Below are 14,601 nucleotides of genomic sequence, written 5' to 3'. Positions count from 1 at the left end.
TTCTTCAAAAAAAGTTTACTATAGACGAAGCTACGCTTCACATAGCTATGTGAGGAATTACATTCCCTTTACTCTCTTTATTGAGGCTGTAATTTATGTGCCTATGTGGTTGCATAAAATTTAGACCGTTACTTAAACCTAATTTGTACCTGAATCTCCTGCAAAGTATTAAAGACGTTGCAGGCATTAACAATAAACCGATTAATATGCTTTATATAGTATTGCTTTTCGTTGTCCTCTCTTTCTTTTTATATGTGCTCTTGGGTGGTGCCGATTTTGGTGCCGGTACACTCGAACTCTTTAGTGGGCCAGACCATAAAAAATCAATCAAGAAAACGGTGTACAGTGTTATGGGCCCCGTATGGGAAGCTAACCACATCTGGATCATTATCCTTATCGTAGTGCTGTGGATTGCTTTTCCTGACTTTTACAACATCATTATTGTGTACATGCACATACCGCTTACACTGATATTACTGGGCATTACATTACGCGGTGTGGCGTTTGTATTCCGGCACTATGATGCCGTAAAAGACAAGAGCCAGCACCTGTACGACCGTATGTTTGAGTTTAGTTGCCTGGTTACACCCATCTTTTTAGGGATGACTTTTGGCGCACTGCTTAACGGAGACATCCAAACGCTGGAGCAGGCTCCTAACGCTAACTTTTATGACCTGTACATATATCCGTGGTTACAACCCTTCCCTATACTTACAGGTTTCTTTTTTAGTGCTTTATGTGTATTTCTTGCTGCAACGTTTTTAATAGGCGAAGCTAAAGATTATGAGAAACGTATGTACATGCGCAAAGCGGGCATCGCAATTATTACCGTAGTGGTTATCGGTATGGTTACCATACTTACAGGATACTTTCAGGGCAATGAATTTACACAGCAGTTTATCTCAAACCCTTTAGCTATAGGCGCAGTTATATTATCGGGCATATTGCTTTATCCTTTATGGAAGGTTATACAAATAGGCCGCGTTATCTGGAGCCGGTTTCTTGCCGGGCTACAGGTATTGCTAATTTTGTTTGCAGCCATAGGTACACACTTCCCATACCTCATTATTACCAAACACGGTTCTGTAAGCCTGCTCGACCATGCTGCGCCAGATAAGGTTATGAAGGTATTGGGCATCAGCCTTATTATTGGTGGTACACTGATTATTCCGGGTTTGCTGCATTTGCTGAAGTCGTTCAGGATGATAAAGGTGCTGGAAGAAAGGGATTAAAATTTTTCTTTTGGTATTCGGAAAAAGCATTACATTTGTATCGTGCACGATTTAATCTTAAACGATAAAAATAATGAAAACATTGTATCAAACTACAGTAGAAGTTACCGGTGGCCGAAACGGAAGCGTTAAAAGCGAAGACGGCATTTTAGAATTAGAAGTACGCATGCCAAAAGAATTAGGCGGGGTGCAGGGATATACAAACCCCGAACAATTGTTTGCAGCGGGTTATGCTGCTTGTTTTGACAGCGCACTGAACCTTATTATGCATCAGGAAAAGGTAAAGCCCGAAACACCATCAAGTGTTAAGGCTACAGTAGCGTTGATATCAAATAATGAAGGTGGTTTTTCTCTAGATGTTGCCTTAGCGGTACGCATACCGGGAACAGCTCCTGAAAAAGCAGAAGAGCTTGTAAAAAAAGCACACGCTGTTTGCCCTTATTCTAATGCCACACGCGGAAATATTGGCGTTAAACTCGAAATACTGTAAAGTTTAAACGGGTTCAACATATATTTGCATTGAAGCAGAAACAGGAACATGAAAAAAACAGATTCATTAAAATTAGAAAACCAATTGTGTTTCCCGTTATATGCGGCATCAAGGCTGGTAACAAAATGTTATCAGCCTGCACTTACTGCACTAGGTATTACCTATCCACAATATCTGGTATTACTGGTATTGTGGGAGCAGGATGTCATTAACGTTTCTGTAATTTCGAAAAAACTGGAACTTCAGTCTAATACCCTTACCCCATTACTCAAACGTATGCAGGATATGGAACTTATAAACAGGACCCGTTCTGACAAAGATGAGCGCAATGTTATGATCTCTTTGACTGAAAAAGGTAAAAACCTGAAAACTGATGCACATCTTGTTCAAAATACACTAATAGATAATATTGGAATCAGCGAAGATGAAGCACAACAATTGCACGGACTACTAAACAAATTACTGCAAAGCATTAACATCTGATATTAGTAACCTAAGGCATTTTTACCCTGAACACCCTGTACGGATACTGCACCCTGTCGGTGCCGCCATTCCATTTCGGCAAGCGGTTAAGCTGAGAAGCGCTAAAATACAGGTAACCATCGCTGCCTATACCAAAACTGTCCGGCCAAATGATCCTGTTATCTGTAACCAGCGTGTTTACTTTGCCATCGGGGCTTACATACTTAATGCTATGGCTCGGCGAATGCCCAAAATAGATATTCCCCTTAGCATCACATTCGAGTCCGTGGGTAACGCCGGCATCAGCTATCGTTTCTACTTTTTTACTCAGCGCAGCAGCAGTAAGCTTGACATCCGCCAGATACTGCGTTGCAACACGGTACAGCTTATCCTGATTAATGGGTTTATAGTAAAAATATTTATTGTCTTTTGTAAGGGCGATGCTGTTTACTGCACTACTAAAAGGCTTGCCGTCTTCGCCACGCATTTCGCGCCCGTCAATCTTTAAAATGTAGCCTTCATTAATAACAGTACTGGTGTCATTTTGCAGCGCAATGCGCACTTTATCTGTAGCGAGGTCTAAGACTACAATGGCATTCTGGGCAGGGTCGCTTAGGTATGCCAGGTTACGCCCTGTATCTACCCGAACATCATTCAGCCCGCTTTTGGCCTTATCAAGTCCGCCAAAATTATAGACTTTCTCCACTTTATTGTCGGCAAGCTTTATCTTAACCAGCTTAAACCTTCCTTCTTTTTCGGCAGCACCTGTACTGGTTAGGGCAGCGCCACCGGCCGGCTTACTATCCAGTATCCAGAGGCAGCCTTTATCATCGGCATAAATATCCTGTACATTATAAAAATGCGTATCATATTCTTTCGGCACATACCAGTTCCACCCCGTATCAGGATAAGCTACACGCTTGCCATCTTTAATTTCAGTCAGGCCATATAAAAACGGTTCGTTATGCGGAAACGATACAAACACACGGTTAGTTGTAGTTTCTACCGCTACGCCTATGGGCTGGTTTTTACCAAAAGAAGCAACTTCTTCAAGCTTTTGCGCAAACGCAGTACCCGTTATTAAGAGTGAAAAGAAAATGTTTTTCATTTTTTTGAAGTTACAAAGTTACAAAGTCACTAAGCTGCTTAATAATCTTAGTGCGGGCCGTGAAGCTACTCCCTCTTCTTTGGAGAGGGCCGGGGAGAGGCTATTACAATACCTAATGCCACTACACAAAACGCCAACAGCTGCCATGTTACAACATCCCACCCGCCAAGGCTCCAACATTGCAGCCCTATGTAACTGCCTAATGCGCCGCCTATAAAATAGCTGGTCATATAAGCCGTATTAATGCGGCTGTGTGCCGTGGCATCAAGATTGTAAATGGTAGCAACGTTTGTTACTTGCGTGGCCTGCACGCCCACATCGAGCAATAATACCGAAATTACGAAGCATGGCACTGACTCCGGGAATATTTTTATTAAAATAATGCTAATTAACACCATAAGGCCAGAGAACAGTTGCGCCTTAGCCGGGTTTCCTTTATCTGCAAGCTTACCAAACATGGGGGCAAGCAATGCCCCGCCTATGGCTATAAAACCAAACAGGCCTATAACATCGGGTCCGTAATTAAATGGTGCACCACTAAGGTGAAAGGTAAGCGTAGTCCAGAACGAACAGAATAACCCAAACATCAGCGCCCCCAGCAAGGCCGTTCTCCGCAATAGCGGAAAGCGTTTTAACTGCAGTAAAGACGAACCTAACAGCTTAGCATAACTGCCGTCAAAACCTGCTCTTACATTAGGCAGGCTGCCCTGCACCATAAGCATACAAACTACAACCATTCCAGACGAAATACCATACACCCAACGCCAGTTGAGCCACTCCGCAATAAGTCCGCTAAATACCCGTGCTGCGAGTATGCCTACCAGTATCCCTGTAAAAATAATGCCTACAGTACGACCACGGTTCTGGGTATCCATGCCGGCAGCCATAGGCAGTATTACCTGCGCGGCCACACTCATTAATCCTGTAAGCAAGCTGAATATGCACAGCCAGAAAAAGCTTTGTACAAATGTTGTACCTATAAGTACTGCTACCAATACCGCCATTAAGCCAATAATGAGTTTCTTACGGTCTACCTTGTCGCCCAGCGGTGTAAGAAAAAACAGCCCAAGCCCGTAGCCCGCCTGTGCCAGCACCGATATAATTCCCGCCCGGCTTTCGGGTACGTTAAAGTCGTGCGCAATGGCTTTTAAAATAGGCTGGTTGTAATAAATGTTTGCCACGCACACGCCTGCGGCAACGCTCATAACCGCTATTTGTGTTTTTGTGATGGATGTATTTTGCATACCGCTAATTTCGGGAAAAAGCGTGGACTTTTCTTGTAAAAAGATGATAGTTAGTTGTAAGATGTTGATGCGGGGATTTGGTTATACGGTAATTTGGAAGCTTCATTCGAATGTTGGAACGCGGATCTGCCTGACGGCAGGCAGGTGACACGGATGCTGCACAGGCACGGATTTTCGCAGATTTGATGTCCTACAATCTAGCCTTTTCAAGGAATAAGACTATTTTTTGATATCACTGGTTCCTGGTATTTGAGATACTAAAATAACAAAAAACAGTGCCCTATGCGGTGCTTATTATACAAGCCTAAATTCTTTGTACCTTTCCATTTCCAAAACCTGCCCATGAAAAAGCTTTACATCCTCATCATATTATTATGCCTTTCGGCGCATGCCCAGTTACCACAGGAAATCAAAATAACCGGAGGTAAAATATCGGGCGTAACAAATAACGATATCAGTATATACAAGGGCATTCCGTTTGCGGCACCGCCCGTGGGCAACCTGCGCTGGAAAGCACCACAACCTGTAAAACCATGGAGGGGCGTGCGCGAATGCATTGCCTTTGGCGCAAGCCCCATGCAGGGCGAACCTGTACCGTTTAGTATGTGGAGCCAGGAGTTCCTGATCCCAAAATCGCCCATAAGCGAAGACTGCCTGTATCTTAACGTATGGAGCGGCACTACAGCCCCAACCGAGAAACGCCCGGTTTTGGTTTGGATATACGGCGGCGGATTTGCAGGGGGTGGCAGCGGCGTACCCATTTATGATGGTGCCGCGCTGGCGCAAAAAGGCATTGTGGTGGTAAGCTTTAACTACCGTGTGGGCTTGTTTGGGTTTATGGCGCACCCGGAGCTGAGTAAGGAATCCGGGCATAAAGCATCCGGAAATTATGGCCTGCTCGACCAGGTTGCAGCACTTAAATGGGTACAGCAAAACATAGCGGCCTTTGGTGGCGACCCTGCTAATGTTACTATAGCCGGGCAAAGCGCAGGCGGCATGAGTGTTACTTACCTTATAGGTTCGCCGTTAGCAAAAGGATTGTTTAATAAAGCCATTGCTCAAAGTGGTTCGGGGTTCTTTAGGGAACAGCCGGCATTGGCGGAAGCCGAAAAACAGGGTGCTGAATTGGCCGAAAAGCTTGGCGCAAAAAACATGGCCGATTTAAGAAAACTGTCGTCAAAACAAATACTGGATGCACAGGGAGGTATACGCCGTCCGGTTATAGATGGTTACGTGCTGCCATCAGGATTAGCCGAAACTTTTACTGCAAACAAAGAGAATCCGGTTACGTTACTTACGGGCTGGAATGAGAACGAAGATTTATTTTGGGGTGAATTTAAAGATGCAGCCGGCTTTACGCAACAGATAGAAAATGAATATAAAAACAATGCCCAAAAGCTACTAACCCTCTACCCTGCCAATAATGATGTAGAAGCTGAGCAGGCACAGCTGGACCTGAGCCGCGACCGCCAGTTCGGCATCCCGGAATATAGCCTGATTAAGGCTCAATTACAGCGCGGTACAGCTTATGTATACCGTTTTACACACGTGGTTCCGGCTACGGGCGAATATCTTAAATACCGCGCTTCTCATACCGGCGAGGTTCCCTATACATTTAATAACCTGGGCACGGTAGACCGCCCCTGGGCAGATGCCGATTATACGCTTGCCGACACCATGAGTAACTACTGGGTTAACTTTATTAAAACAGGTAACCCTAACGGAAACAGATTAACGCAATGGCCTGCGTATACTGATAAACAAAGTATGATCATGGAGTTTGATATTAATCCGGAGGCAAAGCCATTACCCGATAAAGCCCGACTGGATTTTTTACAGGCTATGATGGAAAAGGAATAATCGTAGTTAAGATTGTTGCTTAACACTTAACATTCCTTTATTATCGGCGCATTGCTGCTTTTAGTACATTAGTGTAAATAATAAAAGGCACTCGTACTATTGCACAAATGCCTTTTAAACACCAAAAACAAAAAATTTAACTAACCTTGTGTAATCCTGGAATTAAACAAAATTCAATATGATAACGCAGAATAGCACGTTTCATTGCACAAAATGATGCTGTAAAATGTTAATATTTATAATTTAACAATTATGGATTCAGTAGCTTACTTAGCAGGTTATGTTAAAATTGAGTACTTTTGGCATGTAAAACAAACATTTATACATGAGTGATTCTCCTAAGTTTGCAGTTATAGGTGGCGGTAGCTGGGCAACGGCCATAGCTAAGATGCTGTGCTCTAACGTAGACCAGATAGCGTGGTACATGCGAAACACATCGGCTATAGAGCATATTAAGGCGCAAAAGCACAACCCTAATTACCTTAGTTCGGTAGAATTTGACACCAATAAGCTGTTGCTTACCAATGATATTAACGAGGCTGTAGCTAATGCAGACTATGTGATATTTGCCATACCTTCTGCTTTTCTTAGTAAGGAGCTTGAAAACCTTACCGTACCCCTTAAAGATAAAGTGATATTTAGTGCCATTAAAGGTATTGTACCCGAAACCAGCCTTATTGTAGGCGAGCACTTTCATGATGTATACGATCTTGATTATGACAACATAGGTGTAATTACTGGCCCCTGCCATGCCGAAGAGGTAGCGCTGGAACGCCTTAGTTACCTTACTATAGCCTGCGGCAGCGAAAAGAAAGCCAAGACAATGGCTAAAAATCTGAACAGCCATTATATCAAGACCAAAATATCTGACGATATTATAGGTACAGAATATGCTGCTATGCTTAAAAATATCTTTGCCATTGCTGCCGGTATTGCACACGGCCTTGGTTATGGCGATAACTTTCAGGCGCTTTTGATGAGTAATGCGGTTAGGGAGATGAAGAAGTTCATCCGTAAGGTACACAAAATGAAGCGTAACATTAACGATTCTGCCTATCTGGGCGACCTTTTGGTTACAGGATATTCGGTATTTTCGCGCAACAGGATGTTTGGTAACATGATAGGCAAAGGCTACACCGTGCAAAGCGCCATGATGGAAATGAGCATGGTTGCCGAAGGATATTATGCCACAAAAAGTGCCTACAACCTTAATAAAGGCTATGGTGCCAAAACCCCTATTATTGATGCCGTATACGGTATTTTATATGAAGGGAAGGATGCCAAACAGGTATTTAAAAAACTTACCGACAAACTCGATTAAATATAGCTTATGAATAATGACCACCTTATCAACCATCCGGCTGTACTGGCTATTTTTGGGATAACGGTGGTTATTATGCTGTTGCTCGACCTTGGGGTTTTTAATAAGAACAGCCATGTGGTGGGCAATAAAGAAGCCCTTACCTGGAGCATTGTCTGGATAAGCCTGAGCATGGGCTTTAGCGGAGTACTGTATTATGTAATGGGCTTTGATGCCTTTGCAAAATTTCAGAGTGCTTACTGGATAGAAAAAGCCTTATCTGTAGATAACCTTTTTGTGTTTATCATGGTGTTCGGCTTTTTTAGTGTACCCAAGCACCTGCATCATAAGGTGTTGTTTTGGGGTATTATAGGCGCATTGTTTTTTAGGGCAATATTTATCTTTACAGGTGTTGAGCTTATCAACCTTACCTACTTGCCTGCCATGACCCTTTTTGGCGAAAGCGTGCGCATTAATGCGGTGCTCACCATCTTTGGTATTTTTCTTATTGTAGCCGGTATTAAATCGTGGTCATCAAACAATGACGATGACGAAAACAAAGACTTTTCTAAATCTGCCGGATCGCGGCTGGTGCATAAATTCTTTAAGGTAACCAACAGTTTTGAGGGCGGCACCTTCTTTACAATAGAGAACGGAAAACGCCTGGCTACACCACTGTTAGTTGTAGTTGCCGTAATAGAATTCAGCGACCTTATTTTTGCAGTAGACAGCATACCGGCCATTTTTGCCATTGCCCCAAACGACCCTTTTATACTCTACACCAGTAACATTTTTGCCATACTGGGCTTACGGGCACTCTACTTTTTATTGGCTAATTTTATGCACATGTTCAGCAAACTGCACTATGGGCTTGCCGTTATACTTGCATTCATTGGTGTTAAGATGCTAATTAGTCCGTTTGTGCATATCTCATCTGTTGTATCTCTGGCGGTTGTGGGCGGGGTATTACTTGCGGCTGTGGTGGCTTCGTTTATGTTTCCTAAAAAAGAAGAAAAATCATAATTAGCCATCATTACATACCAAACAAGATAATGTATATAGCCTGTAGCCCCAATAACAAAATGCAGTAATAAAAACAAGCAGGTAAAGTAAATGACGTACAACATAGTGAACTGTTGCCCTATACATTGCAAAAAACAAAATAGCCATAGCTATAACGTAGAAAAGTATTCCTAAAAAGGAACCAAAATTAACATGCCCATTTACCTGATGCTGGGCATATGGCACAATAACGTGTGCTGACAGCAAGTTGAAAGCAATAAACAACACTAATATGTATAACCTGCTGTTTTTCATCTTACTTTGCCACATACACCCATTCTATAAACGGAAAACGTTTCGCATTAGTAGTATTGTCAAGGTCGGTTTCTTCAACAACCAGCCTTAAAAAGCTTATTTGTTTTTCTTTAGACAATTTCAGGGTTTTATCATCTTTCCTGCGTATCAAGACATAATATACCGGCTTGTTGTTGTATGTAACAGGATCTGTAAGGTGTGCCAGTAACCAGTTTTTTTCGCTTCGAGCTTTACCCTTCTAATAAGCGTGCCTGTAACCGGAAATACGTTGCCAAGCTCGCTTTCGCGGAATTGAGAAACCGTTACCATTTTACCGGCCAGCCCGGCTGTAGCCAATATACGCGCAGCGCCAAGCATTAACAGGGCCACAACATTAATATTTACTGAATGGTCATCTACGCCAAAAAAAAGGTAAAACGTTAAGCCCTGAGTCAAATTAAAGTTTGGCTCAACAACTACAATTTGTACAATGATCCAGGCGTAAATAATTTTTGGGGCAATGCTGTGCTTCAAAAAAAACAATGCAGCCCCAACAATACCCAGTAATGACACCAGCACCGAAAAAGAAAGTAGATCACCTAAGTGACTTGAAATATTAAAAATACTGAACAGTATTACGATAACCGGGAATACCGCTTCTGTAGTCAAAACAGGTTGATTCTTCACTCTTTAAATTAATCAGATTCGTTAGCTGTAACAATATCCCTCACGATCATTTGTGCATGTACACGGCTGTTTTCTATAAACCATTTATGGGTTTCCATACCGCCGCACACCACACCGGCAAGGTACAGGCCGGGCACATTAGTTTCCATTGTTTCAGGGTTATAAACGGGTACGCAAAGCACATCATCATGCGTATTAATACCACAGCTTTTTAAAAAGTCGATATCAGGACGGTAACCCGTAAGTGCCAATACAAAATCTGACGCTATGGTTACGCTTCCTTCGGGTGTGCTTATGTCTACCTCCTTATCGCGTATCTCTGTAATCGAAGAATAGTAATATGCTTTAATGCTGCCTTCGGCAATTCGGTTCTCTACATCGGGCTTTATCCAGTATTTAACACGGTCGTTAATTTCGCCCTTGCGAATAACCATAGTTACATCGGCGCCTTTGTGCCAGCTCTCTAAAGCGGCATCTACACTGCTGTTATTAGCACCTACAACAAGTACTTTTCTAAACGCATATTCATGTGCCTCTTTATAGTAGTGGCGCACGTGCGGCAGGTTCTCGCCCGGTACATCCATATACACCGGTATATCATAAAAACCCGTGGCAATGACTACGTTTTTCGCCACATAGGCTGCTTTTTCAGACATTACATTAAAGTTGCCGTTTACATCTTTATTAACCGACACCACCTTTTCAAAAAGGCGGATGTTAAGGTTAAAATGCTTTTGTATGTTGCGGTAATATTCCAGCGCTTCCTGCCTGCCCGGCTTAGGAGCAATACAGCTAAAAGGCACGTTACCCACTTCTAACCGTTCGGCAGTACTAAAAAACGTCATGTACAGCGGGTAGTTAAACAGGCTGTTTACCAATGCCCCTTTTTCGAGTATAATATAGTTGAGTCCTTTTTTTTGCGCTTCTATGGCACAGGCCATGCCTATGGGACCGCCACCAATAATAAGCAGGTCGTATGTAGTATTTACTTCCATGTGTTGTAGGGATTACGGCTCAGGTAAGCATTATAATAGCGTTCGGTTCCCGTTACTTCTTCGCCAAGCCATTGTGGTTTTTCAAAAGCTTCGTGCTCATCGGCCAGTTCAATTTCAGCAACCACAAGCCCTCCATTTTCACCAAAAAATTCATCTACTTCATAAATATGGCCACCCACTTTTACTTCGTAGCGCACCTTATCGATGGCGCCGGGTTCGCAAATGGCAAGCAATTGTTCGGCTTCAGCAAGGGTTATTTCTTTTTCCCATTCCATACGGGTAGTACCACTCTCGTTACTACGTCCTTTTATGGTAAGGTAACCTTTATCTCCTTTAATACGCACCCTCACGGTTCTGTCCGGAACCGAACTAAGGTAGCCCTGGGTAATGCGTTTATGCGTGTAAGCGTCGGTTCTATAGGTATCTGCAAGCACTAAAAACTTGCGTTCAGTTTCGGTCATAATGTGTGTAAAATTGTAACCGCAAGTTACGGAATTACGCCGAAAGCACCGGACTTAACCTTATCTTATAAGCCCACAAAAAAGAACCCCGCAACCATAACAGCTGCGGGGTTTATAATTTTAAGAAAATTGCTTTCTTAGAAGATTATCTTTTTAGATGCCTGGGCACCGTTAGCAAGCGTTATCTTAACGATAAGCGCCTCATGAGCAACGTTAAGTTCGCCGGTGCTGAATTCAACATTGTTGATACCGGCTTTGTTGTACACGTTCCTGCCCAATACATCAAATATAGCTACAGATGCTATGGCCTGCGGTGCATTAATATTTACCTGGTTATTGTTTTTATAAACCACAACATTAGATGCTACAGCTTCTGGATTATCTGTACCTAAAACTGAGTTTGTATACATTACCTCAAAACGGCTTTCAAAAGTACCGGCTTCGGTTGTAAAAGTATAATTACGACCACTAATGTTACGAATGATGCCTTCTACATTATCTTTAAGGTAGATAGCCTGCCCGTTTTCAAACACACCTTCAGCATGGTCAAGGTTAATAGTATACTCACCGGCAGCAGGAGCTACAAAGCCCATAGCTACAACATCTGAAACATTAAATGTATCTCTTGCCTGTATAGCAAAGTTAGTATCCTGCGCTATAGAGTATAAAGCTACAGTATTAGCATCTGCAAGTAGCTTACCATCATAACCATAGTCTATACCTGTAGTGGTATTTTCCATATAGGCAACTGCCGTTTGAGCCGCAGCCCCAGCACTATTAGTAACGTTTAGCCAAAGTTTAGAAGCTGTACTTTGTGCTTCCCTGAAAAAGCCCTGGTTTACACCCGGTGCAGCGCGGCGCATGCTGTTTTCAAACGTAAGCACCGGTGCTGTGGTAGCCGTAGTACTCGTTTTTACGATGAAGCCCTGTCCTTGTGCCAAAAGCCATTCTGAACCACTCCTGTAATAGGTTTGTTGGTCTGCACCTCCGCCTGCGGCAGGATTAGACACAAAGCCTGCAAGCGTAAGGGTAGCATAAGAAGATGCCACTGCATTGTTACGTTTCCTCCAAAGGTAGATACCCGTATCTGTAGCCAGTTTAGAACCGTTTGCAGTAAAGAAATCTGTCACGCTTATAGGAGACGGGTAAGGATTACCCACTGCTGTAAAGCGGTTGTTATCCATAGAAAGCGTTACGTTTACCGCACCGTTGTTTGGCTCGCCTGTAAAATTACCAATGAACGGCACAGATCCTGTACCCTGCTCATAACCTGCAACAGTACTGGAATTTGGCATACGTATAAGATAGCCTTTCCCTTTTGTAAAGTCAGTAACGGTAGCATCTACAGACCAGTAGCCTTCTATCCACGCGTTGCTTGCGTTTTGTGCATACTTATATTCATAAAAACGGTTAGCTGTAGTATTAGGGCTAAAAGCTGCCATGTTTTGTCCCGTTACCGGAGCAGACCATAGTGTGTAATCCAGCCTGTATAAAGGGTTTGTGTTTTTTATAAGCTTAATTTTGCCACTGTTAACAGCATTATGCTGTTGTACAAGCGCACCATTATTTTCTACCGTAAAAGTTGCCGAAGGCGAAACAACCAGCTCATCTGCAATGTACATGGTACCACCTGCAGCTATGGTTACTGATGCTGCCGACTGTACTGTAAGTGTTTTAGCATAAGCCGTACTTGTAATAGCAGGCTGGTGGCTTGCTGTAGGTATTATTACTACCTGACCTATGGTTGGTATTGCGCCGCAAGACCAGTTAGTGGCATTGTTCCAGTCTGAGTTTGCAGGGCCTATCCAGGTATTTTCCTGTAGCGATATTGTAAAGAACGCCGCATCTGTATAACCTCCCACGCAAGTAGATGGCTTAGAAATGCGTGCCCAGTATGTAGTGTTAGCTACCGGCCTTACTGTAACCTGTGCGGTTGTAGCACCAGCTATAATGTTTTGGCCTGGTACGGTTCCTGTACCCCACTGATAAACACCGGCTACCCCTGTAGTACCACCCTGAGCAGTAAGTGCTACTGCTGTACCCGGGCAGGTAACGTTAGTACCTGTTATTGATGCAGGGGCTGTAACCGCTGGTACAATTTTAATGTAAGCATTAGCATCTCCGGCAGATTCACGAACTTTTACAGTAATCTTAGATTCAGGACCAAGATGAATAGTACCAAGAGGATAAGGTACTGTAGGCGCACCCCCACTCCAGCCATTATAATGGTATACAGGAGTTGTTTCATCATTTATATAAACCCAGATCTCATCGTCCCACTTGTTTAGTGTTACCACATAATCGTTACACGGAAAGCCCTGGCGTTTTGCGGTAAAAAAGTAGTAGTCGTTACTTGTAAAATTACAGCCTTCCCATGTAGCAGCTGTAGACGGGTTTGAACCTCCTGCAAAACTAGCCTCTGAGTTATAGCTCAGGTTACTGTCTGTAAAGTAACCTTTATAGGTTTCTGCATTATTAGCATTAACATTATAGGTGGTTGTATATACCTTCCAGATATTGTTTCCATATTCTGCAGGGTTACCAGGTGTTAAGTTTTGGTATTGCACGGTATAAAATATAGCATCTGAATTAGAAGCACATTCATAACCCGATACGCGACGCACCCAGTAAGTAGTAGTTGCAGTAAGTGTCCTGGTTATAGAAGCACCCTGCTGGCCAGATATAATGTTTTGACCTGCAACGGTTCCTGTTCCCCACTCATAGTGGCTGCCTGTGCCGGCTGTTCCGCCAGATGCAGTAAGGGTTGTGGTAGGATAACAAGCATATACACTATTATCTCCGGTAATAGTTGTAGGCGCTGTAGAGTTACAGTCAAGCGCTTTTACATTAAAGTCTACTGTAGCACCTCCTGCTTTTTCATAATATTCTATAACAAGGTTTATAACACCACCTGCGTGATAATAAACGGCCTCTTTAGAAATATTACCATGGTCGCTCCAGGCCTGAAGGTTATCCGGGAATGAAGTACCACCATTAAGGCTCAGTCTAAAACCATCATCTCCACCTACGTGAAACTTGTAATAACCGGCAGCAAGTGCTTTTTTCATCTTAAAACGGATGGCAAAATAATCTGCACTCGTTACGCCACAAACGTTATCTCCGGATACGGCTCCATTGCCCATATCATAAGTAAAGTCAGATGTTTTAGTAACATAGCCACGGTAAGTTCCGCTAAATGGCGATGTTGGAGGGCTTACTGCAGTAGAATAGTTGTTGTACACATAGCCTATCCATTGTTCCTGGCCGTAAGTAGTTTGATCTCCTGCGGGTGTACATTGTGCACCTGCCGAAAAGGTAATCAGGGAAAGCATAACCGGCAGTATGGCACTGACAAGCTTAACCCTTAATGATTTTTGGGTAAAAATAGAATTGTTCATGTAAAATAGCTGTTTGGGTAGTGCATTTAACCTGATATCTTATATTTCTTATTTTGGGGATTGTACTT

The 14,601-nt window shown here is 43.0% G+C and carries 13 protein-coding genes; 6 read left to right on the top strand and 7 right to left on the bottom strand.

Annotation, left to right across the window (positions count from 1 at the left end; genetic code table 11):
* Positions 1 to 206 precede the first annotated feature (206 nt).
* From DYH63_RS19235 to DYH63_RS19225, 3 genes are all read left to right on the top strand, one after another.
* Entirely contained in the window at positions 207 to 1,232 is a 1,026-nt protein-coding gene (locus DYH63_RS19235; RefSeq protein ID WP_116790898.1) for a cytochrome d ubiquinol oxidase subunit II, read from the top strand.
* A gap of 73 nt (positions 1,233 to 1,305) precedes the next feature.
* The gene (locus DYH63_RS19230; RefSeq protein ID WP_116790340.1) at positions 1,306 to 1,722 is read left to right on the top strand and encodes an organic hydroperoxide resistance protein; all 417 of its coding nucleotides are present in this window, start codon (positions 1,306 to 1,308) and stop codon (positions 1,720 to 1,722) included.
* A 48-nt stretch (positions 1,723 to 1,770) separates the two neighbouring features.
* On the top strand, positions 1,771 to 2,205 hold the full coding sequence (locus DYH63_RS19225) for a MarR family winged helix-turn-helix transcriptional regulator (RefSeq protein ID WP_116790339.1): 435 nt from the start codon (positions 1,771 to 1,773) through the stop codon (positions 2,203 to 2,205).
* Positions 2,206 to 2,215: 10 nt separating this feature from the next.
* Here DYH63_RS19225 and DYH63_RS19220 read toward each other — a convergent pair whose 3' ends face one another.
* Together DYH63_RS19220 and DYH63_RS19215 are read right to left on the bottom strand one after the other, a co-directional pair.
* Positions 2,216 to 3,292, bottom strand: a complete 1,077-nt coding sequence (locus DYH63_RS19220) for an SMP-30/gluconolactonase/LRE family protein (protein ID WP_116790338.1) — start codon at positions 3,290 to 3,292, stop codon at positions 2,216 to 2,218.
* Between the two features lie 65 nt (positions 3,293 to 3,357).
* Entirely contained in the window at positions 3,358 to 4,536 is a 1,179-nt protein-coding gene (locus DYH63_RS19215; protein ID WP_116790337.1) for an MFS transporter, read from the bottom strand.
* A 342-nt stretch (positions 4,537 to 4,878) separates the two neighbouring features.
* On the opposite strand from DYH63_RS19215, the gene DYH63_RS19210 reads away from it, so the two are divergent.
* From DYH63_RS19210 to DYH63_RS19200, 3 genes are all read left to right on the top strand, one after another.
* Positions 4,879 to 6,396, top strand: a complete 1,518-nt coding sequence (locus DYH63_RS19210; protein WP_116790336.1) for a carboxylesterase/lipase family protein — start codon at positions 4,879 to 4,881, stop codon at positions 6,394 to 6,396.
* Positions 6,397 to 6,721: 325 nt separating this feature from the next.
* Positions 6,722 to 7,717, top strand: a complete 996-nt coding sequence (locus DYH63_RS19205; RefSeq protein ID WP_116790335.1) for an NAD(P)H-dependent glycerol-3-phosphate dehydrogenase — start codon at positions 6,722 to 6,724, stop codon at positions 7,715 to 7,717.
* Between the two features lie 9 nt (positions 7,718 to 7,726).
* Complete coding sequence (locus DYH63_RS19200; RefSeq protein ID WP_116790334.1) at positions 7,727 to 8,719, top strand: TerC/Alx family metal homeostasis membrane protein; 993 nt, start codon at positions 7,727 to 7,729, stop codon at positions 8,717 to 8,719.
* 295 nt (positions 8,720 to 9,014) lie between these two features.
* Here DYH63_RS19200 and DYH63_RS21395 read toward each other — a convergent pair whose 3' ends face one another.
* From DYH63_RS21395 to DYH63_RS19175, 5 genes are all read right to left on the bottom strand, one after another.
* Positions 9,015 to 9,164: a hypothetical protein gene (locus DYH63_RS21395; RefSeq protein ID WP_162927100.1), complete on the bottom strand. Its 150-nt coding sequence runs from the start codon at positions 9,162 to 9,164 to the stop codon at positions 9,015 to 9,017.
* The gene (locus DYH63_RS19190; RefSeq protein ID WP_162927099.1) at positions 9,161 to 9,679 is read right to left on the bottom strand and encodes a hypothetical protein; all 519 of its coding nucleotides are present in this window, start codon (positions 9,677 to 9,679) and stop codon (positions 9,161 to 9,163) included. Before DYH63_RS19190 ends, DYH63_RS21395 begins: the two co-directional genes overlap by 4 nt.
* A gap of 8 nt (positions 9,680 to 9,687) precedes the next feature.
* On the bottom strand, positions 9,688 to 10,674 hold the full coding sequence (locus DYH63_RS19185) for a YpdA family putative bacillithiol disulfide reductase (RefSeq protein WP_116790331.1): 987 nt from the start codon (positions 10,672 to 10,674) through the stop codon (positions 9,688 to 9,690).
* Positions 10,665 to 11,135: a CYTH domain-containing protein gene (locus DYH63_RS19180; RefSeq protein WP_205528267.1), complete on the bottom strand. Its 471-nt coding sequence runs from the start codon at positions 11,133 to 11,135 to the stop codon at positions 10,665 to 10,667. Before DYH63_RS19180 ends, DYH63_RS19185 begins: the two co-directional genes overlap by 10 nt.
* 137 nt (positions 11,136 to 11,272) lie before the next feature.
* Positions 11,273 to 14,533, bottom strand: coding sequence for a RemA C-terminal-like gliding motility protein (locus tag DYH63_RS19175; protein ID WP_116790329.1), 3,261 nt, complete (start codon positions 14,531 to 14,533; stop codon positions 11,273 to 11,275).
* Positions 14,534 to 14,601 lie beyond the last annotated feature (68 nt).

Source organism: Flavobacterium psychrotrophum (genome assembly GCF_003403075.1).
In the GTDB taxonomy this organism is placed as follows: domain Bacteria; phylum Bacteroidota; class Bacteroidia; order Flavobacteriales; family Flavobacteriaceae; genus Flavobacterium; species Flavobacterium psychrotrophum.
The sequence above is the reverse complement of the archived record's forward strand: the minus strand, read 5'-3'. Positions and strand labels throughout refer to the sequence as shown.